At 48.2% G+C, this 21,459-nt stretch carries 13 protein-coding genes; 5 read left to right on the top strand and 8 right to left on the bottom strand.

The window, feature by feature from the left end:
• Positions 1–7 precede the first annotated feature (7 nt).
• From LZG94_RS19445 to LZG94_RS19425, 5 genes are all read right to left on the bottom strand, one after another.
• A complete protein-coding gene (locus LZG94_RS19445) occupies positions 8–2,470 on the bottom strand; it encodes a TonB-dependent receptor domain-containing protein (protein ID WP_233793457.1) in 2,463 nt (820 codons plus the stop codon).
• A 98-nt stretch (positions 2,471–2,568) separates the two neighbouring features.
• Positions 2,569–2,697 (bottom strand): helix-turn-helix domain-containing protein, encoded by a 129-nt coding sequence (locus LZG94_RS19440; protein ID WP_233793456.1) that lies wholly within the window; start codon positions 2,695–2,697, stop codon positions 2,569–2,571.
• 31 nt (positions 2,698–2,728) lie between these two features.
• Positions 2,729–3,385, bottom strand: a complete 657-nt coding sequence (locus tag LZG94_RS19435) for an AraC family ligand binding domain-containing protein (RefSeq protein WP_233793455.1) — start codon at positions 3,383–3,385, stop codon at positions 2,729–2,731.
• Between the two features lie 79 nt (positions 3,386–3,464).
• Positions 3,465–4,535: a nitronate monooxygenase family protein gene (locus tag LZG94_RS19430; RefSeq protein ID WP_233793454.1), complete on the bottom strand. Its 1,071-nt coding sequence runs from the start codon at positions 4,533–4,535 to the stop codon at positions 3,465–3,467.
• Positions 4,536–4,582: 47 nt separating this feature from the next.
• Positions 4,583–6,850 (bottom strand): penicillin-binding protein 1A, encoded by a 2,268-nt coding sequence (locus tag LZG94_RS19425; protein WP_233793453.1) that lies wholly within the window; start codon positions 6,848–6,850, stop codon positions 4,583–4,585.
• Positions 6,851–6,975: 125 nt separating this feature from the next.
• Here LZG94_RS19425 and LZG94_RS19420 point away from each other — a divergent pair, with 125 nt between their 5' ends.
• The 5 genes from LZG94_RS19420 (at position 6,976) to LZG94_RS19400 (ending at position 19,540) form a co-directional block, all read left to right on the top strand.
• Positions 6,976–12,342 carry a S8 family serine peptidase gene (locus tag LZG94_RS19420; protein WP_233793452.1) on the top strand — a complete coding sequence of 1,789 codons (5,367 nt, stop codon included), beginning with the start codon at positions 6,976–6,978 and terminating at the stop codon, positions 12,340–12,342.
• A gap of 180 nt (positions 12,343–12,522) precedes the next feature.
• Positions 12,523–13,107 (top strand): RNA polymerase sigma-70 factor, encoded by a 585-nt coding sequence (locus LZG94_RS19415; RefSeq protein ID WP_233793451.1) that lies wholly within the window; start codon positions 12,523–12,525, stop codon positions 13,105–13,107.
• A gap of 169 nt (positions 13,108–13,276) precedes the next feature.
• Complete coding sequence (locus tag LZG94_RS19410) at positions 13,277–14,317, top strand: FecR family protein (RefSeq protein ID WP_233793450.1); 1,041 nt, start codon at positions 13,277–13,279, stop codon at positions 14,315–14,317.
• Positions 14,318–14,568: 251 nt separating this feature from the next.
• Complete coding sequence (locus LZG94_RS19405; RefSeq protein WP_233793449.1) at positions 14,569–17,994, top strand: TonB-dependent receptor; 3,426 nt, start codon at positions 14,569–14,571, stop codon at positions 17,992–17,994.
• A 10-nt stretch (positions 17,995–18,004) separates the two neighbouring features.
• On the top strand, positions 18,005–19,540 hold the full coding sequence (locus LZG94_RS19400; protein ID WP_233793448.1) for a RagB/SusD family nutrient uptake outer membrane protein: 1,536 nt from the start codon (positions 18,005–18,007) through the stop codon (positions 19,538–19,540).
• A 74-nt stretch (positions 19,541–19,614) separates the two neighbouring features.
• Here the strand turns inward: LZG94_RS19400 and LZG94_RS19395 are convergent, their stop codons facing one another.
• The 3 genes from LZG94_RS19395 to LZG94_RS19385 all read right to left on the bottom strand — a co-directional run bounded on the left by LZG94_RS19395 (position 19,615) and on the right by LZG94_RS19385 (position 21,349).
• Entirely contained in the window at positions 19,615–20,178 is a 564-nt protein-coding gene (locus LZG94_RS19395) for a dihydrofolate reductase family protein (protein ID WP_233793447.1), read from the bottom strand.
• Positions 20,179–20,291: 113 nt separating this feature from the next.
• Positions 20,292–20,708 carry an ester cyclase gene (locus tag LZG94_RS19390; RefSeq protein ID WP_233793446.1) on the bottom strand — a complete coding sequence of 139 codons (417 nt, stop codon included), beginning with the start codon at positions 20,706–20,708 and terminating at the stop codon, positions 20,292–20,294.
• A 74-nt stretch (positions 20,709–20,782) separates the two neighbouring features.
• Positions 20,783–21,349 carry a Crp/Fnr family transcriptional regulator gene (locus LZG94_RS19385; protein ID WP_233793445.1) on the bottom strand — a complete coding sequence of 189 codons (567 nt, stop codon included), beginning with the start codon at positions 21,347–21,349 and terminating at the stop codon, positions 20,783–20,785.
• Positions 21,350–21,459: the final 110 nt, after the last annotated feature.

Raw genomic sequence — 21,459 nt, 5'->3', positions numbered from 1 at the left:
TTCAAAACTAAAACTCTCTTTCACCGAATTCACTTGCCGGCATTTTGCTCTTTTTAGAGGTTTGGTTGAGGTTATAGCTCAGGTTTAAAAGAATGATATCGGTCTCCTGAATGTAATTGGTTGTCGTGAAAAAGTCTTTTCCGAAAGTGGTAATCCGCTGTCGGTTCGAGCCTATTAAACCCAGATCTACATTCTGCCATTGAAGTGTCGCGGAGACTTTCCCTTTCAAAAATGTTTTTCTTGCGGATAAATTGGGTGTCACAAAACGCGAATCCTCCCCTTGTGCAGTTACGCGTTTTGACAAATAATTCAACGACGCCTGTACCTGGAAAGTCTTGGAAAGCTTCCAGGTCGTATTGGCGTTGATCGAATAAACCCAGCTGGCTGTATTCACCGTTACCGCTTCATCGAAAAGCGCTCCTTTTATTTTGTAGTGATAGAGATTTGCGCCAGCGTAAACTTGCCACCATTTCGCAAGGTCCACAGTGCTGCCCGCTTCCACGCCCCAGGATGTTGCCAGCCCGGCATTGGTGTAAATCCGGTTCAGAATCGTGTCGTTATAAACACTATTGACCCGGTTCACTACATTCTTGATGCGCTGGTTATAAACGGTAGCAAAAACGCTGCCTTTCTTAAAATCTTTGACAAGCCCGAGTTCAGACAGGTCGATAAATTCGGGCAGAATATCCGGATCGCCCGATTCCAGCGTTTCTGAATGCTCGCGCTCGGGAAAAGGGTTGAGCTCACTGTTTGTCGCGCGCTGCACGCGTTTGCTATAACCAGCCCGCGCACGAAGCGATTTGGAAAGCTGATACTGCAAATTCAGGGAAGGGAAAAGATTGGATAGTTCAAGATTACGGGCATCCTCGCTGCCAGCCGTAAATGTGCGGGTGGAATATTCATAACGTAAGCCGACTACATATTCCAGTTTGGCCTGCTGCGCGGAATATTGTCCGTAAACCGAATGTATCTGGTTCACTACCTCGGTATTGCTGCTAAAATCCGGAACAATATTGAACACGCCGGTTTCCGGATCAAGATCCAGATATTGAAAATTCCCTTTCTGTACCTGTTTCCGGTACTGGTAGCCAGTTTCCAACTTCCCCCGACGCACGTTTACAGTATAATCCCCTTTCAACCGGAACGCATTCAGCGGGTTCTCACTTGGGTTGCGGCTGCTTTGCAGAATAACATTCCGCTCCGGCTCATCCAAATTGATATTCGTAGTAAGCCCGTCCAAATCAGCGTGCTCAATCAGCCCCGAAACAGCAAGTGCCGACTTGTTTTTGAAAGTGTGCGTATAATCCAGGTTTCCCAATGTTACCCTTCCCGACTTGCGGGCAACATTAGAATTAAAGTAGGTAATGCGCCCGATGTTATCACCGGTTGCCAGATCTGTTTTTGTATTGTGATAAATAATATCGGCACGGCGTGACTGGGAACGGTACCCGGTGTAAAATCCAGCTGAAAATGCGTCACTGGCACGTGGCGTAAATGAAAGAGAACCCCGTGCAGTATAGTTATATCGGATAAAACTCCGCTCCCCGTCCGACGGGAACGAGGTGAATACATTGTCAATCGTCGTATTAACATCGCCGGTCCGTTGCCCGGCGATATCATTCCGTAAATAATTCCCACTCAGACTTACATCCCACTTTTCCGAGCGGACATTAAATGTAGCGTCCGCACCAAACCGGACGGGATTATGCAGGTTATTGTACCGATAAATAGCAGGTAACCCGCCCTGTATATTGGCCGTGAAGGATTTGCTACCCGGCACAGCAGCTTTTGTAGTGATATTAATAATCCCCGATTTTCCGTCCGGGTCGTACCGTGCAGACGGCGAAGTGATCACTTCCACGTTTTCGATCGTATTCGCCGGGATCTGGCTCAAAATTGTCGCCGCATCGGTTTGTACCGGTTTCCCATTGATCAATACCAAAAAACCGGAGGAGCCGCGCAAAGTAATGTCGCCTTCGCTATTGATGGTCACAGACGGTGTGTTCCTTAATACGTCAATAGCAGTTCCTCCCTGGCTGTTGAGAAATTTGTCTGCCCGGTAAACCTGCCGGTCGATCCTGGTATCGAGCATTTGCCGGTCGGCGGTGACACTCACCTCGCGCAGTGTCCTGGGATCAGCATCCATCGCAATAGGCGGAATTTCAACCAAGTTCTGGTTCTCAGAAACAGCAGCCAGCGGCACAGTGGACTTGCTGTAACCTATATATTGCGTTTGCAGGTAGTACAAGCCGGGAGCAACCTTTTCTAATTTGAAATATCCTTTTTCAGAAGTAAGCAAACCGGTCACCAAAGTGGAATCCTGACTTTTAAAAAGCGCTACCGAGCAGTAACCCAAAGGTTCGGCGGTTTGCCTGTCGGTTACCCTGCCGGTTAGCGTGGTACCGGTTTGCGCCTGAGTTGGTAATAGGGAAGTGAGTAAAAAAAGCAGGACTATCTGAAAGGATTTCATGTTAAGTAAAAATGCATTTCCCGCCGTTCTGGCGGGTATGCAAATTTAACCCTACAAGATTAGTAGACTTTGTACATCCATGCCTATTTCTGGTACATTCAGGAAATTCCTTTGCGGTAAATACCCGGGAGTACGCCTGTCTGGCGTTTGAAGAACTTATTGAAGTGCGAAGCGTCAGCAAATCCAAGTTCGAATGCGAGCTCGGTCAGGTTTTTCTGAGAATACAAAAGCAGTTTTTTCGATTCAGCAGTCAACTTTTCATTTGATCACCGCGCTGGCAGTAGTTCCCAGAAACCGCTTACAGGCTGTATTAAGTGTTTTCGGCGTGGTATTTAAGGCTTCGGCATAAAACTTGGCTTCATGGTTTGCTCTGTATTCCGAATCCAGCAGGGTGAAGAAAGTTTTGAGTAATACCGGAAATGGCAGAGCTTGCTCTGCTTTGATCTCGCGTCTGAGCAAATTGAATATCAGCAGCAGGTACGTCTGGATCACAGCCTGATAATTACTCTCCCCTTTCAGATATTCAGATTCAATACTATTGAAAATCCCACTGAATATGTCGCTCTTTCCTTCCAGGTTAAACCCACTCGGAAAAGGCAACGGGAATGTCTGGAACAGATCATGATATAACGGGTGGTCCAGCAGGAAATCCTTTTGGATCATAGCTACAAAACCTTTCGGGATCTCCGTCAGCTCCCAGCTGTGGATCTGGCCGGGCATGATCAGATAGAGGCTGTATGGTTTGACGGGAAACCGATTAAAATCAATCTGATGAAAACCCGCGCCTTGTTCCAGATAAATGATCTCGAGATATTCCTTGTGCCCGTGCGGGTTGGTGGTTTTTATCTCCTCCTTCATCCTTTTGATCCTGAATAGCTCTTTCGCATTCAGCTTGTTCTTAATCGGGACTTCCATTTTATAATTTTGTAATTCTGAAATAAAAACACTTTTAGCTGCGTCGCTAACTTGAAAATTGATCGGGGCGAAAATCTCACTAACGTAATATGTTCCCCGTTTCTGTGATCAGCGACTCCATAAGTTCCGCTGCCCTGGTGTGTTTTAGATTAACATTATTTTGCCCTGACCAGAAATTGATCATATCCGTTTTACCCTGTGCAACGGCTGCCTCTCTCAGTGGCCCTATCAATCCGGCCTGAAGTGGGAACGGGAGCACTTCTGTTTCATATTTAACTTCCTCGGTGATGCGGTTGCGGATCATCCTGCCCATTCTGCCGGTGAGTGACTTGGAAAGCACCGTGTATTTGCCTTCGTCAGAAAAGATCCTTGCTTTGTGAACTTCCGCCGCATTTGACTCGTCGGTTACCATAAAAGCCGTTCCCACTTGCGCGGCATCTGCGCCTAGTGTCAACGCAGCAGCAATACCTTTTCCATCCGCAATCCCACCAGCGCCGATAATAGGTGTTTTGATCCTGGCTTTCAGTTGTTGTATCAGTGAAAATGTGCCCGTTAAAGAGTCGCTTGCGGGCCTCAGAAACGAAGGCCGGTGGCCGCCTGCTTCAAACCCTGCTGCCACAATCGCGTCGACATTTGCTTCTTCAAGTGCCAGCGCTTCGTCCAGCGTCGTGGCCGCACCGACGGTCCTGATCCCGAGTCGGCGGGCTTCATTTAAGATTTCAGTGGAAGGAATTCCAAAAATAAAGCTGAAAACTGCCGGCCTTATCCGGAAAATCGCCTCGACCTGTTTCTCGAATTTCGAGGGAATATGGGTATCCAGCTCCGGCATTGGAATACTCAGTTCATCATAATACGGTTGAAAAAGTGCCTTTATCCTGCTCATGCTTTCCTCGGGGAAATTCGTCAGCCGATCGTCGACATCTGAAACCCAGAGATTGATATTATAGGGCTTATCGGTCAGCAGCCTGATCGACTGATCGACTTCCAGAATCTGTTCAGGGCTTAAGGTATAGGCACCGAAACCACCCAATCCACCCGCATTCGAAACGGCCGCAAGCAGTTCTGGTGATGAAAACCCGCCGCCCATCGGGCCAAGCAGGATCGGATATTTGATTCCAAGCAGGCTGGTAATTTTCGTTTCATTCCACATATTTCCGGCTTCCAGATTTGTCAGTTATTGTGTTTAAAATTTTCTCCTCAGAACGTAACCCCTTCATCATTAGATACATTGGGCGGAGTATAGGTATCTGTGGAATCATCAGGGACTTCTTCACAGGTAAGCGTGTAGTTGGCCGGCTTGTTGAAAGGAGCTTTACGATATTGTTCCAAAGTCCGGTCTGAATAGACTTTTTTCATGTACGTTCCCCACGCTGGCAACGCTGCGCGTCCGCCCTGGCCGAGCGCCATTGTCCGGAAATGGATCTGCATATCTTCTCCCCCGACCCATATTCCCGACACCAGATTTTGCGTCATACCCATAAACCACGCGTCCGAATGGTTTTGCGTCGTTCCTGTTTTCGCTGCAATTTCGTTTCCTTGTGTCACACCGTAAGAATGCAAACGGGCCGCAGTACCGCCCGGATCTTCCACAGCACCGCGCATCAAGTAGAGCATATTATACGCCATTACTTCGCTCAGCTCCTGGTTTTGTTTGGGATGAAATTCCTGTAAAACCTGTCCGTTACGATCTTCAATCCTCAAAATAGACAGCGGCTCGGTGCGGTAACCGCCGTTTGCAAACGAGCAGTAGGCATTCACCATTTCATATACCGAAACCGAACTGATACCCAGGCAGAGTGAAGGTACCGCTTCCAGCTTACTGGTAATGCCCAACTTATGCGCAAAGTCGACAACGGTGGACGGTTTCACCATTTGAATAATATTGGCACTGATCGAATTCACCGATTGCCCGAGCGCCTGCCGCAGCGTGAGCGACTGATAGGTATATTCGCTGGAAGGCGGGTTCCAGTTTCCTTCCACGGGCTGATCGGTAATGCGGTCGCAGGGCGTAAGGAAGCTTTTTTGCAAAGCCGAAACATACACAAATGGCTTGAATGTAGAGCCAGGCTGCCTCCGGCCCTGTTTGACGTGATCGTATTTAAAGTATTTGAAATTGATGCCTCCCACCCAGGCTTTGACGTGCCCGTTTTGCGGATCCATCGACACCATTCCCGCGTGCAAAAAACGTTTGTAATACCGGATCGAATCAATCGGGCTCAGCAGCATTTCCTTTTCTCCATCGTAAGAAAACACTTTCATTTTATAAGGCTTGCGCATGATCTTCCAGGCCTCTGCTTCGCCGATATCTTTCTTCAATGCGATAAAATGAGGCAATGCTTTCACTGCCTTTTCGATAAATCCGGGCACTTCGCGGCCATCGGGGTAGGCCCACGGGTTGCGGCCCTTCCAATGCGCGTCAAAAAGCCTCTGCTGCTCACGCATATGTTCGTTCATTGCCGTTTCCATGTGCTGCTGCAAGCGCGAATCAATGGTTGTGTAAATGCGTAAGCCACTGGTTTTCAAATCCAGATCAGTGTCATTTTCTTCATTATATAATTTGACCCAGGCTTCCAGATATCCGCGCATCGATTCCTGAAAGTATGGGGCGAGTCCGGCATTTGGCCCGTCCAGCTTGAATCTCAGATCCAGCGGTTTGTCTTTCAGAATATTGAATTCAGCTTCCGGCAGATAATTGTACCTGACCATTTGTGACATCACCACATTCCTGCGTCTGGTCGCATTCGCGGGGCGGCGCAAAGGGTTATGTAGCGACGGGTTTTGAAGCATTCCAACCAAAAGTGCCGCTTCGGGCACAGTCAAATCGCGCGGCTCCTTGCCAAAGTAGCTTTTTGACGCAACGCTGATCCCATACGTATTATTCCCGAACGAAACCGTGTTCAGGTACATCATCATGATTTCGTTTTTGGTGTATTTCCGCTCCAAAATCACGGCCAGCATCCATTCCTTCGTCTTGTTGACCACAGTGCCCACAACAGGAATGCTACCCAGTAAGCCGCGGTATTTTTTAGACCGGGTTTCAAAAAGGTTTTTGGCAACCTGTTGGGTAATGGTACTTCCCCCGCCTGAACTTGCATTACCCGTAAATATGCCTTTAACTACCCGCAGCATACTACGCCCGTCAATGCCGGAATGAGTTGTAAAACGCGCATCTTCGGTCGCAACCAATGCATGGATCAAAACGGGCGATAGCTGATCGAATTCAACGCGGGTACGGTTCTCAGAGAAATACTTTCCCAATGATTTACCGTCCTCCGAGATCAGTTCCGAAGCCAGTTCACTTTGCGGGTTTTCGAGCATAACCAGATCGGGCATACCGCCAAAAAGCCACAACAGGTTCACCCTGACCGCAATGATGAAGAAAACGAGGAGCGCAATAGATATGCCGGTAATTTTCCAGATCCGAACAATCGTTTGTCTGTATTTCCCTGGCTGCAATTCGATCATTTCAAAACAATTTAGAATTATCCAAAAGTAAACGTAATTCACTATTATTAGTATTTATATAATACCAAACGCTTCTCAAGACTTAATACGGATTACCACTGGTGCACCTCTATCCTTTTATACAATTGTCAAAATTCTACTGTTTGCTCTGGCTTTTTCAGCTTATTCTGTGTTTTCAAGCACTTTTTGCTCAAAACAATAACAATTACAAGCTGTATTTAAGGAACGGGGTCATGGTATCTCCGCCGCCCTTATCGCAATTCAATAGAGGCGAAAATGCACGGAAAGCTGCATCATCTTCACTTGGTCGTGTGGTAATTATCCAATTTGATGATATTCCGGCCCGGAGCGTTGTGCAGCAGCTTAAAGGTGCGGGAATTGAATTGCTGGAATACATCCCCGACAACGCCTACACAACCCTTATCAAACAGGATCCTGACCTGGAACTGATGCGGTCGCTGCATGTACGATCGATCCTTGAACTGGCGCCGGGCTCGAAGATCGACCCGCTTTTACTTCGTGATCAACTGCCCGCGCACATGACCGGTGTACCGGGAAAAATTGATGTGCGGATCAGTTATCCAAGATTACTTAGTACCCCGGAAGTAAAGTCGGATCTGGAAAAGAACGGTTTCGAGATCATTTCCGTACAGTCATCGGTCTACCAGATCCTCGAAATCCGGTTGGACAAAAACCGCCTCCAAGAACTGGCTGCGCTGACCTGGGTGCAATACATAGAACCGATCCCCGCTCCTGTTGAACCGCTAAACGATAAAAGCATTTCCGCAAGCAGGGCCAATATGCTATCTGCCGGGCTGCCTTCGGGCCACAAGCTCGATGGAGGCGGCGTGGTGATCGGGATTGGTGACTATGGAGACCTGAAAAGTCACGCGGATTTTAACGGACGGATACTCGCTTATACCAACAGCGATGGTTGGCACGGACTGCACGTGACAGGTACGGCAGCCGGCGGCGGGATAATCAATGAGAAATTCAAAGGATATGCGCCCGGGGCAGGTATCGTTTTCCAGCCCAATACAGAGATCTGGCGGCTGGCGCCCTCCCTCACCCGGGACTTCGGAATGGTATTGACCTCGAATTCTTATGGTAGCGGCAGCTGCACAAGTTTCGGGTTGTATTCGACCGACGCTTATATGCTTGACAGACAAGCAAGTGACCTGCCGCATTTGCTCCACACGTTTGCAGCGGGAAATAGTGGGGCAATATCGTGTGACAAGTATCCGACCGGATTCGGAAATATACATGGCGATTATCCGTCTGCCAAAAATGTGATCAGCGTGGGGCGAACGGATCTGCCGGGAACCCTTGTTGCCCTGCCTTCCAGCAAAGGGCCGACATACGATGGCAGGATCAAACCCGAGCTCATCGCCGCCGGAGCTGCAATATCTTCCACCACACCTGTCAACAAATACGACGCTGCCTCAGGTACAAGTATGTCCGCACCGGCAGTGACGGGCGGCGCAGCGCTCCTGTATCAGCGATACCGGCAACTTCATGGACAACAAAACCCAAAAAATGCCCTGATCAAGGCGGTACTTTGCAATGGGGCTACCGACAAAGGTCTGGCAGGTCCCGATTTCAGCCATGGTTTCGGCGTGATGAACCTGCTCAGGTCCGTCACAATGCTTGAAAAACAAAGCCATTTTAGCGGGACGCTTGCCCACAAGGGAACCAACGAATTTCAGATCCAGATCCCCGCCGGGACCGCGCTGGTGAAGGTTATGCTATACTGGAATGATCCGGCAGCCTCTACGCTGGCTGACGGCAGTACGCTGGTTAACAACCTGGATCTGAAAGTATTGAAGCCCGGCGGTTCCGAGGTGCTGCCACTCGTGCCTGATCCGGCCAAAGCCGACGTGCCAGCTGTCGAAGGCGTGGATTCTTTCAACAATATAGAGCAGGTGACTCTCGCAAATCCAGCCGCGGGTACCTACAAGCTGAAAGTTACAGGGACACGGATCCCGTCTGAGTCGCAGGAGTATTTCGTTGTGTATGATATTATTCCGCAGTCTGCGATCCTTACTTACCCGGTTGGTTCCGAGCGGCTTTCCAAAGGCGACGTGATCGATATTTCATGGGATAGTTACGGACATCCTTCCAGCACGTTTGCAATATCCTATTCTGTGAACAATGGAGCTTCCTGGTCGGTGATCAATGCAGCAGTTCCGGCAGGTACCAATCAGGTGAGATGGACAGTCCCGGATGCTACTACCACCACCGCCAAAGTTAAGCTCGTCCAAAATGAAACGGGAATCGTCCGTGAAAGCGGGCAGTTTTCAGTAATGGCTGTGCCTGTTATCAGTCTCGCCGCGGTACAATGTGACGGATACGCCGCGGTGCAATGGAATGCAGTGAATGGTGCGACCGACTATGAAGTAATGTGGCTGAAAGGAAAGGAAATGCAATCGGTGAAAATTACGACGGAACGCACGCACCTGTTCAGTAGCCTCTCGCCTGACTCAACCTATTACTTTTCTGTTCGCCCGCGGATCAATGGTATTGCCGGCAGGAGAGCGGTCGCTATCAGCCGCAAACCCGACAATGGTACCTGCGCGGGGAATATTTCTAACGGAGATATGCGTATCACTTCCATTGTTTCACCGCTGCGATCGGGAAGGGTGGCTACGTCCAGCAGTCTCTCCGCCGCTGAACCGGTCACGATTGATATCCGTAATCTGGACGACCAGCCGAGGAAGCAACCGGTCGAGATCGGTTACTCGATTGGCGGCGCGGACGCTCCTATTCATTGGGAAACGATCAAATCCGATATTCCTGGTCTTGGAGATCTGAGATATACTTTTGACAAAAAAGCCGATTTGCATAACCCCGGGACTTACATTTTCAACTTTTTCATAAAAGCTGACGGAGACCCGATTCAGGTAAATAATACAAAGACAATCGTTCTGAGACAGCTGCCAAACCCTGCTGTAACATTACCTTACCTCGAAAACTTCGAGAGCTTTCCAGCCCAGACTTTTTACGCAGACACAACCGGCCTGGGCAATAGCTCGGGATACGATTTTTTTACGTCCAGCAGCCGCGGCAGGCTGCGAACTTATATGACGTCTCCCCCGGCCTATTCGGGCAGTAAGGCACTCATACTCGATGCGGAAAACTGGACTAATACCGAATATTTAACAGGTGTGACCGGCACCTTTAATCTTGCCAATTTGAATGCAGGTACGGAAGAAATCAACCTTTCGTTCAGGATCAGGCACCTTGCTTCGTTTTACGGTGATTCTGACTACATAGGCATACAGGTGCGCGGCAAGGACACAGACCCGTGGATCCCGGTTTATAATCATAATGAAAACCAGTATTTCCCGGTCGAAAGAGGATATAAGCTGGTGACGGTGGCTGTGAGCGATTTGCTCACACGGAACGGACAACAGTTTTCTTCCAGTTTTCAGGTGAAATGGGAAGATTACTTATCGCGGCCGGCCGAATTTTATAGTCTGGCAATCGATGATATCAGGATTTATAAGACTACAACAGATATTGCATTAGTCCGCGTGGAACCTGCTTCATTGCCGGTTTGCAATGACCAGTGGAACCAGGAAGTGCTGGTTCAGGTGCGAAATCTTGGCAAAGAAGATAGCTACAAAATCCCGCTGGATGTGACAATCAATAATAGCGATGTATACTCGGTGGAGATTCCGGTTGTGAGAGCGGGCAGGGACACGCTGTATTCGGTTGCTGTGTATTCAGCTTTGCAAAATATGGGCGATTACCAGATCAGGGCGGAGGTTAAAAAGCTGTATGATATCAATACTGTCAATAATGTCGCTGAGGTGACCATTAACACGCCGGCGCTGGTAAGCACATTTCCCTACCTTGAAAATTTTGAAAATGGTCAGGGTGGCTGGCAAACGTCGGGTGCAAGTTCTGCGTGGCAATTTGGCAGACCTAATTCTTCAAAAGTAAAAGGCGCAGCCAGCGGACAAAATGCATGGAAAACGAACCTGACCGGACCTTACCAAAACGACGGATTTTCGTACCTGTATTCTCCCTGCCTCGATATCCGGGGAAGGGGAACGATGATGCTGAGTTTCAGTTTCTCCCTCGATCTCGACCCCTGCGAGGCGGGAAGTTGCGATGTGGCTTATGTGGAATATAGCACGGGTTACGGCTGGATGAGGCTGGACGGGGCCTCCATGAGCGTGAACGGTTACAATGCCACGCATGAAAATCTGAGGGTTTGGAATATCCAGGATTACACAAGGTGGCACGTTTCCACCACCTTAATGCTTCCTTCCCACAGCTGGGAATACACGAGATTAAGGTTTGTCCTGAAAGGAAATTCTTCGGCGACGCGGGAAGGGATCGCGATTGATGACATTCATATTTATCAGTTGGATGAAAATAGGATACTGGAACAATTCAGCAACGGAGAGTCGGCAACACAGAATTTAACCGGGAACGATTGGTTGGAAATCAAATTAAACGGTGAAATGGTAGCCGCCATTAAGCCTAATGACCAAGACCTCGGACAAGTTACCGTTACACCTTACCGCAACAGCTCGCAAGCTCCGGCGATCCGGAAGGAGCACTATCTTTCGCGCAGCTATAAAATAAATGCGTCCAATAAAAACTACCCGGAACCTGTGGACGTGCGGCTCTACTTCACCGATCAGGAAGCGGAAAGTATCATTCAGGCGCCCGCCAATACGGGAATATCCAAGCCCGCTTCTGCGTACGATCTGACACTGACGAAGTATTCAGGGACGAGTGAAGACGGGAACGTGGCGAACAATGCAGCGTCGGTATGGAGTTATTATCCAAAGGAAAAGATGAGGATAGTACCTTTTATGCAGGGGTATTATGCGGAATTTAAAACAAAGGACTTTTCAGAATTCTGGTTCGCGAAGAATTATATCGGAATCGGGACTCCGCTACCCGTGACGATTGTGAGTTTTACTGCAAAACATCAGGTTACCGGTGCTGAGAAACAGGAGTCTGCGCTGCTGGAATGGAAAACCGCCGATGAGAAAAATTTCAGTCATTTCGAGGTGGAGGTTGCCGCTGACAAGGCAAGTCTTGAACAAATGATCTTTACAAAGCTCGGAGAAGTTCCCGGCAATGCAGATGCATTCAGGTATTCTTACCGGGATATTAATCCGCTGACGACGGAAACACGCTATTACAGGCTCAAACTGGTCGACACTGACAAGAGTTTTCAATATTCTCCTATTCGCGCAGTTAACTTCAATAAGAGAAAGGAATGGGAAGTATTTCCAAATCCGGTGAAGGACAAGGTTACCCTGAAATTTGAAGGAATATCCGGCCAGATCGTGAAATGCAGCATTTACGACGTAAAAGGCAGGGCAGTTGTGACGAATGATTTTGTAGCCGATGGAACTGCGCAAACGAAAACGATCAACCTTGAATCCATCACATTCAAGCCAGGCATATACCTGTTAAAAGTTACTTCGGGAGATCGGGAGCAAATTTTCAAAATGGTGAACGAATAGGTGCAGAGCTAAATAATGCACAATTCGAGGCTACCGTTTCGGGCCGAAGAGACGCGTTATAATGGGTGTCAGATTAGCGGGGGGCAGGCAAGTACAGGACAGTTTATCAGCCCGATCTGGGAACATTTGAATAATTAGTTATTTTTTTTGAAGGCCAGATTCAATTGTTAATACGAATAAATGCAGTATTCCGAGCTTGATGATCACGTTTTAATAAGGTTAATTAGTCTGGATGACAAGGATGCTTTCCAACAGATCTATGTACGCTATTGGAGCCGGATCTTCGCCCTCGTCAGAAATAAATTGCGGTCGCATGAAAACGCTGCGGAGATCGTGCAGGATATTTTTCTTGATGTGTGGGAAAGGCGGGAAACGCTGGAAATCGCGAGCGTTGACAGGTATCTTTTCACTGCTGCCAAATATAAAATACTGAATCATTTAAGAAGAAATCTCGATAAGCCACAGTATTGGGACCAGAGCCTCGAAGATATTTCCAGTCACATCGACCAGCGTGCGGATAACAATATCGAACTGGAAGATCTTCACAATGCGCTGGAAAATGCGCTCGCTACTCTCCCAGCCAAAACGCGGGAAATTTTCAGGATGAACAGGCTCGAAAACCAGTCGGTGCAGGAAATATCGGTTTCGCTGGATATTCCTAAACGGACCATTGAATACCATTTAACCCAGTCAATCCGCAAACTCCGCCTCCATCTCCGGGAGTTTGTCTCCTACTCCATCGTCCTCGCTGCCGGACTTTTTTAAAAATCCCAACACAGGAAACGGCCAGCCTATCTTTTAGGATTATTTCAAGTAAATAAATCAAAAACCCAAAAATCATATAAATTTTCTCATATTTTTCTAGACAGGTTGCGGTGGATACGATAATATGTGACTTACGGTTATAAGCGCTATTCTATCTCTCCGACAGCAAATGAAGATCAATCGTGACGGGCTTTCCGGTTTAATACAAAAATACCTGGACGGTACCTGCACCCCGCAGGAAAAGGAACTGATCGATTCCTGGTTTGAGGATGAAAACGTGAACCTTGCTGAGCGAAACACTTCGGCCCTGGATATGCAGGAGTTTATCTGGCAGAAGATCCGGAAACAGGTTGAGCCTGTCGAACAGCGCAGGAATTTCTTCCAAAGTCCCTTTTTCCAGAAGCAAAGGATACTGAGACTTGCCGTGGCCGCGTCGGTTATTATTGCAGGGAGTTTTGCTTTCTTTTTTCTCAAATCACAAAACAACGAACTGTTCGGCCCGCTGACTGAAAGTGACGCCAAGTATCTGGAAACGAACAATACCAATCAGATCAAATCCATTTACCTCGAAGAAGCAAGCCGCGTGGACCTTCGGCCGGGGAGCAGTATACGCTATTCCAAACCGTTTGCAAAAAACAAAAGAGAGGTATTCCTGAAAGGTGAGGCGTTTTTTGAAGTGACCAAAAATCCGAAGCGCCCATTCATCGTCTACGCCGGCGAAGTAGCTACCAAAGTGGTGGGTACCAGCTTCATAGTCCGGTCGGGTATTGAAGATGCGCAGGATGTGGAAGTATCGGTGGTGACGGGCAAGCTGATCGTGGAACGCAAGAAGAACGATCCCGCGCAAAAGACCGAAAATAACGGTGTAGTGCTTACGCCCAACCAAAAGGTAACCTTCTATCATATTGAAAATCATTTCGTTACCGGCTTGGTAGATAAGCCGGTACTGGTGAAACCGCAATATGAAATCGCGCGAACGCACCTGTTCCGGTTCGAGGAAACGCCGCTGCAAGAAGTGCTTGAAATGCTGCATGATGCTTACGGGGTCAGATTTGAGCTGCTCAACGACAATATCCGCACCTGTCCGTTTACGGCAGACCTTTCGGGCGAACCATTATACACCAAGCTGGACATTATCGCAGGATCACTGAATGCGCAATATGAAGTGAAAGGACTGAGCATCGTCCTCTCCGGCGGCTCCTGCGAGTGACATAAACTTATTTGACTATCCTAACCCCTTAATTCCATGAACAAGCAACTATTCCTCCCTTACACCATGAAAAAACAAGGCCCCGACCTTTCCGGCTGATTATAATGTGTTGATTCAGAACAGAAAAAAGTCGGCCAGGCTCAAATGAAAAACATTTAAGCCTGGCTCCCCCGCCTTTCCCGGAAGTAACGACATCGGCCAGGATGTTTCCGGGAGGGCTTGTCAAACGTTTAGATTTAACAAACAAAAAAATGAAAAAACACCGAAGAATCATAGCGCTTTCGGGCACGATGATGAGCGCACTCTTTGTGCAGCTCGCTTTAATTATCTGTTTCTTTTCCAATGCCTTTGCCGGGCCGGGCCTCGCCGGGCCGGGCCTAGCGAGGCCCGGCTCTGCGCAGGAGCTGCTGCGGAAAGCTGTGAGTATGGAAGCGAAAGGAACGGAGATCAGGACTGTGCTGGCCCAGATGGAAAAAAGCGCAAATGTGAAGTTTGTGTACAGCTCGCACTCGCTGCACGCCCGCCGGAGAGTGTCGGTGAGCTTTAACCAAAAGCCACTTGAAGAAGCTGTGAGAGAAGTTTTTGCGCCCGCAAAGATTACCTGCAAAGTAATAGGCGGCCAGATCGTGATCAACCAGGAATCAGAAAAGGTAGTTGAAAAAGAAGAAAGCGTGTTGCTTACCAACCCCGCAGAAGTGGTGGATCGCCGGATCACGGGAACAGTAACCGACGATACCGGCGCCGCATTACCAGGTGTAAGTATAGTTGTTAAAAACACCCAGAAAGGCTCTACCACCGACGTAGAGGGCAATTATGCATTGGACATTCCCGAAGGTGAGGTTACGCTGATCTTTTCTTTTGTAGGATACCTGAGTAAAGAAATCGCTGTGGGAACGCAAACAGCCGTGAATGCGGAGCTGGCGCCCGATACCAAAGCTTTGGAAGAAGTGGTGGTAGTAGGTTACGGAACGCAGAAGAAACGGGATGTGACAGGTTCGGTGGCGAGCATTAACACGAGCGAAATCGCCGATATTCCGGTGGGTAACCTGGGCCAGAAGTTGCAGGGTAAGTTTGCAGGTGTGCAGGTAAGCCAGACCAACGGGGAACCGGGCGGCGGGATGTCGTTTCGTGTGCGTGGACAGGCGTCGATCAATGGCGGTAATAGCCCGCTGGTCGTGATAGATGGTTTTCCTACCGTGGCCGGTATTACCAACCTGAGCCCGGACGAAATTGAATCCGTTTCTGTACTGAAAGACGCATCGGCTTCCTCACTATATGGTTCCAGAGCCGCGAACGGGGTGATTTTGATCACGACTAAAAGCGCCAAGCCGGGCGAAACGAACATCAATTTCAGTTCGTATTACGGGATCGAAAGGGTGACCAAACGCGGCCGGCCGGATGTTATGAATGCGTACGAATTTGCTAAATTCAAAAAGGAATATTACGAGGACCAGGCGGTTTACGAAAACTATACGGGCGGTGTTCCACCAGTTTACCAAAATCCTGGACAATATATCAACAATCCCGGTACCGACTGGTTTGACGTACTTTTAAGAACGGCGCCGACCAAAAATTTCAACCTGGGACTTTCATCCGGGACGGAAAAATTCAAAACCGCGGTTAACCTGAACTACAACAAACAGGACGGTACGATCCTGGATACATACGCAGACCGGTTTTCAGTGCGCGCGAACAACAGTTTTGTAGCTTCGGAAAAAGTGCGTTTCGGGCTCAATCTCGCAGGATCTTATCGCACAAGTCAGATCACGCCGGGTATTGCAGGCGGCAGGAATATCATCGGATCTTCATTTTTAATGGATCCTTCTTTGAAATACAGAAACGAAGACGGCAGCTACCCGATCTCGTTCTCAGCTCCGGGAATGTTTGCCAATCCAAACTATTATCTGGTATTGACCCAGCGTAAAAATCCGAGAAAAGAGTACAATGTGATCGCGAATGTTTTTGGGGAAGTTGATATCATCAAAGGACTTACCTACAAGATCAGCGCGAATACGGATGTGGGAAATATGGCGCTGAGATCTTTTGAACCGTCAACTGCACGTGGGGCAATGTTCTCTGCACCGCCGCTGCCTCCGATCGGGAGTTACTCCACTTCAAGGTACCTGACCTGGCTTCTGGAAAATACACTTACCTATAACAAAACGATCGGCAAGCACAATTTTGACCTGCTGGCAGGTTATTCAGCACAAAAAGCTTCGTTTGAGGAAAGCAGCATCAACGCTTCCCAATATCCCGACGATGAGATCGAATGGATCAATGCGGCTAACGTTCGGGTAGGAACAGCCTCGGCCAATGACTGGTCGCTGCTTTCTTTCATCGGTCGTTTGAACTACAACTACGATGGCAAATACCTCGTATCGATGGCGTTCCGCCGGGATGGCAGCTCGCGGTTTGGTAACAATACCAAATACGGAAATTTCCCTTCCGTTTCCGTGGGCTGGGTTGCCTCGGAAGAAAGGTTCATGAAAGATATCAATCAGCTGAGCTACCTGAAAATACGGGCCAGTTATGGTAAAACGGGTAATAACAACATCGGAGACTACGATTATCTGGCTTCGGTTGCTACTACCAACTACGTTTTCGACGGTGCGATCGCGCCGGGCCGCAGGATCGAAAGGATCGGAAATAACAACCTGACCTGGGAAACGACGGTGCAATATGACCTTGGACTTGACCTTGGATTGTTCCGCGACCGGGTGTTTTTCACTTATGATTATTACCACAAAAAAACCGACGGACTTTTGTACGGGATTGATATTCCTACGCAATCAGGCTTTTCAAGTATTCGCTCGAATATCGGTCAGTTCAACTTCTGGGGACATGAATTTGGAGTGGAAACCAGGAATACGACCGGTGCGCTGAAATGGAATACGCAGTTCAATGTGTCTTTCAACAGAAACAAGGCGGTAAGATTGGGTACCAATAATACCCCGATCGGCGGGAATGCGAATCAGGGCGATTACAACAGAACGCAGGTCGGCCAGCCGCTCGGCCAGTTTTACGGATATGTATTCGACGGCGTTTATATGACTGAAGAAGAGCTTGCATCTCAGCCGAAACACGCGTCTTCGATGGTGGGAACTGCCAGAATGAAGGATCTGAACAACGACGGCGTGATCGATTTCTCCGACCGGACCTTTATCGGAAATCCTAACCCGAATTTTGTATACGGTATCACCAACGAATTCAGCTACAAAAACTTCGATGCGAGTATTGTAATGGCGGGTTCTGTGGGCAATGATATTATTGACGGAACCCTGGAATGGACAGAAAATATCGACGGCGTTTTCAACGTGACCAAAGAGATCGCGGAAAGATGGCGGTCGGTTGATAATCCGGGAAATGGCAATATCCCGCGGACGCGGACAGGAACTACGGAACTATTCCGCTATAACAATTCAAGATGGGTATTTGACGGTTCTTACCTGGCTGTGAAAAACCTCACAGTGGGTTATACGGTCGATATCAAGAAAAATCCATACATCAAAAAAGCACGTTTTTACGCCAGTGGACAAAATCTGCTGATGTTCACCAACTATCCCGGGATGAATCCTGAGGTAAGTAACAGCGGACTCAATGGTCTGAACCAGGGATTGGATATCAGTTCCTATCCGGTATCGTCGATCTATACATTGGGTGTTAATATCAAATTCTAGCCAAATCACTATGAAAATCAAATTCACATATATGCTCGCAGCGGCAATCGGGTTGAGCTCCTGCAGCGACGAATTTCTCGACCTCGCCCCGCCTACTACATTGAGCTCTGCGACGTATTTTAAAACCGAAGAGCATTTCAACCAGGCACTTAATTCGGCTTACGAAAGAACACGCCAGATCGCGACCAGCGGGATCTTTATGGATGAAATGCGCAGCGACAATACGTTTTTCACCTACTATCCGGGCGACAGAGGCCCTTACCTGAGTACCGAAGTGCTTTCGCAGTTTCTGGATGATCAGAATACGGGCAGCTACGTTTCTGCACGGTACGACGCCTGTTATTCGGGCATTTCGAGGGTTAATACCATTGTGTCCAGAATCGACGACATTGAACTGTCACCCGAATCCAGGAACCGCATTCTCGGCGAGGCTTATTTCCTGCGCGCATTCTATTATTTCGACCTCGTTAAAAACTTCGGCGGCGTGCCTTTACACCTGTCGGAAGTAAGTGCCGAAGGAGAAGCATTCTTGCCGCGAAATTCGGTGGAAGAGGTTTATGCTCAGATCATTGAGGATCTTTCGGTGGCTATTCCATTGCTTCCCGTTGCATCCACTTTCCCGCAAAGCGGCCGCGCCACAAAAGGGGCTGGGAAAATGCTGCTTGCCTGCGTTTACATGACCAAGCCAACGCGTGAATATGCCAAAGCAGAAGTGGAGCTGACGGATATTACGAAAATGAATTACAGCCTGCTGCCGACTTATGCAGCTGTTTTCAACCCGAATAATAAGAACAATAGCGAGTCGATATTCGAGGTGCAGTACCAGGAAGGCGACGCGGGTCAGCAGAGCTTTTTCAACTGGCGTTTTATCCCCAAAACTTCCAATTCAGAAGTATTAATGGGTGTTCGCGGAAATAACTATGCGGGTGATTTCAGCGGCGGCTGGAATGTGCCGACCCAGGAAATGGTGAATTCGTACGAAACCGGCGATACGCGTTTAGAGGCTTCGGTGGCCGTGGTTGAAGGTCGGATGGAAAGCGATCTTTTTACGACCGAATCGGTTAAAAGCATCGTCGGTTACAAACCTGCGGCGGGTAAAACGCACTATTATATGGTAAAAAAATACCTACACGGACCGTATTCACGTGAATTCAATACGGATGAGAACTGGCCGGTGTACCGGTATTCGGGTGCATTGCTCTTGCTGGCGGAATGTTTGGTGGAACAGGGTAAGGCTACCCAGGCATTGCCTCATCTCAATGCAGTACGCAGAAGGGCCGGGCTTCCGGCTTTGACGCAGGCTACGAAACTGAATGTAAGCAATGAAATGCGCCACGAGCTCGCATTCGAAAACCACCGCTACCAGGATCTGATCCGTACGGGCCAGGCGATCGACGTGCTGACCAAAAAAGGCCAGCAAATGAAAGCGCTTTACGGTTTCCTGCTGCCGTCGGCATTTAATGTGACGCAAAACAGGTTGATTTTCGCAATACCATTCAGAGAACTTCAGGTGAACAATCAGTTGGTTCAAAACCCTGGTTATTAAAATATAAATTCCTGTAAAAAACAAAGCCGCCCGGACCTTCACAGATCCGGGCGGCTTTGTTTTATTAGCTTGGTTCAATTAGTATAATGCAACGTTATAACCCCCGAACCCAGCGTTTTTGAACTTTGCAGTTTCAGGTTGCTGAGCTTCGTATTGCCGTTGAATAAGCTGTTTCCTTCTCCCAATATGATGGGATGCAGGGTCAGTTGGTATTCGTCGATCAGTCCGAGATTCATCAAACTTTTGGCGAGCCCCGGACTGCCGAATATCACCAGATCTTTACCCGGTTGCTGTTTGAGTTTGGCAATTTCTTCCTCTACATTGTCTCTGATTAGCGTGGTATTGTTCCAGTCGGCACTTTCCAATGTAGTTGAGAAAACGATTTTGGGAATTTCCTGCACCCATTTTGCATGTGCCAGTGCGCGCTCGTTTGCATTCGGGTCGTTTAAAACGGTGGGCCAGTAACCTGCCATTAAATGGTAAGTATTTTTGCCGTACACAGGCGCCCCCACCGTCTTAACCAGTTCATCCGCGAATTGCTGCAGCTCTTCATTGTAAGTCAAAAAGCCCAGGCCTCCCTCCTTATCACCAGCGAAACCATCGAGGGACATGTGCGCAAATAAAACCAGCTTTCTCATTTTAAGTGTTTTATGTTTGTTTACGAAAGATTAATGCGACACAAAACTATTGCTGGCCCACCAAAATAATTATGGGGTTTCGGGACAATCGCAGGGGGCGATGCAGCCAAATCTTAGCTTGTCCTTCCTCGCGTGAGCTGGTTTTCCAATACTGCACCGTTGATCTCGGCCCAATGCTCCCTAATTTTTCCATCTGCAAGGCGATAGAACCGATAGCCACCGGTACTTACCTGGGCACCCTGCGGCTGGATACCACGCCACTCACCGATGTGTATCATCCGCATTTGGATCTTGACAATACTCTTGTTTTCCTCCGTCACCTGATCTTCAATAATGGTTTGATGAGAAAAAGAGCGGCTCAGGGCTTGTATCCATTTGATTAATCCTAAGTGATCAGGTGTCAAATAGGCCGGCAGGGAGTGATCAATATAAGCAGAATGCAGGTATTCGCCGAGTTTGTCGGTTTGTTGCTGATTCCAAACTTCCTCAATAAAGTCAGTAATAAATTTCCGGGTCTGGTCTGTGTTCATGTCCATTTTTTTCGATTGCTCGGGGCAAAAGTAAATGAACCGCAAACGACGAAGGTGTGACAAAAGTCAAAAAGCTACGACCGCAGGCCACGAATACGGCTGAGCGTTTCCCTGCGTATCCCCAGATAAGAGGCGAGCTGTCCCAGCGAAATACGTTGTAATAGACCAGGGTGCTTTTGGAGCATAAAATCATAGCGTTCTTTGGCTGAATACAGCCTGAACCATGATAAGTACTCTTCCTGCTCTTCCAGCAAGGTTTCCAGCAGCCTGCGACCAAAAGCTTCAATCTGATGAGATTGTTGATACAGCCTGATCAGGTCGGATTTGGAAATACTTAAAAGGACGGAAGGTTCAAGTGCCTGAATGGCTATTTCTGACGGCTGCCCGGAACGCAAACTTTTCAGGTCAGTACAAAAGGAGTTTTCGAGTGAAAAAGCAATGGTCCGCTCCTCCTCTTCCTTTAAATAAAAGCTGCGTAAAAGTCCAGTTTGCAAAAAATGAATATGCCTGCATGTGTCACCGGGCTGCATCAGAAATTGCCCCTTACCAATCTGTCTCCCAGTGAGCGCTTGCTGAAAAAGCAACAAATCAGGCTCGTCAAACTGCGTAATATCCCTGATACCTTCGCGTATAAATGTCATGAATTCCGGTTAATAAGTATAAATAAAAACCGCTAACTAAGATAACCTGCTAATACACACAAATGTATTTCATTTTCTCTAAATTGGTATATTAAAACTGACTTCCCGCC

The sequence above is a fragment of the Dyadobacter sp. CY343 genome, from assembly GCF_021390335.1.
In the GTDB taxonomy this organism is placed as follows: domain Bacteria; phylum Bacteroidota; class Bacteroidia; order Cytophagales; family Spirosomataceae; genus Dyadobacter.
Note: the sequence above shows the minus strand (reverse complement) of the source record. Positions and strands in the feature narration are given on the sequence as shown.

What these genes read in the sequence shown, in the direction of transcription:
- LZG94_RS19390 (WP_233793446.1), bottom strand. Translation starts at nt 20,708, where the DNA reads ATGAACACAGACCAGACCCGGAAATTTATTACTGACTTTATTGAGGAA.
- LZG94_RS19445 (WP_233793457.1), bottom strand. Translation starts at nt 2,470, where the DNA reads ATGAAATCCTTTCAGATAGTCCTGCTTTTTTTACTCACTTCCCTATTA.
- LZG94_RS19410 (WP_233793450.1), top strand. Translation starts at nt 13,277, where the DNA reads ATGAAGATCAATCGTGACGGGCTTTCCGGTTTAATACAAAAATACCTG.
- LZG94_RS19435 (WP_233793455.1), bottom strand. Translation starts at nt 3,385, where the DNA reads ATGGAAGTCCCGATTAAGAACAAGCTGAATGCGAAAGAGCTATTCAGG.
- LZG94_RS19405 (WP_233793449.1), top strand. Translation starts at nt 14,569, where the DNA reads ATGAAAAAACACCGAAGAATCATAGCGCTTTCGGGCACGATGATGAGC.
- LZG94_RS19415 (WP_233793451.1), top strand. Translation starts at nt 12,523, where the DNA reads ATGCAGTATTCCGAGCTTGATGATCACGTTTTAATAAGGTTAATTAGT.
- LZG94_RS19395 (WP_233793447.1), bottom strand. Translation starts at nt 20,178, where the DNA reads ATGAGAAAGCTGGTTTTATTTGCGCACATGTCCCTCGATGGTTTCGCT.
- LZG94_RS19430 (WP_233793454.1), bottom strand. Translation starts at nt 4,535, where the DNA reads ATGTGGAATGAAACGAAAATTACCAGCCTGCTTGGAATCAAATATCCG.
- LZG94_RS19385 (WP_233793445.1), bottom strand. Translation starts at nt 21,349, where the DNA reads ATGACATTTATACGCGAAGGTATCAGGGATATTACGCAGTTTGACGAG.
- LZG94_RS19425 (WP_233793453.1), bottom strand. Translation starts at nt 6,850, where the DNA reads ATGATCGAATTGCAGCCAGGGAAATACAGACAAACGATTGTTCGGATC.
- LZG94_RS19400 (WP_233793448.1), top strand. Translation starts at nt 18,005, where the DNA reads ATGAAAATCAAATTCACATATATGCTCGCAGCGGCAATCGGGTTGAGC.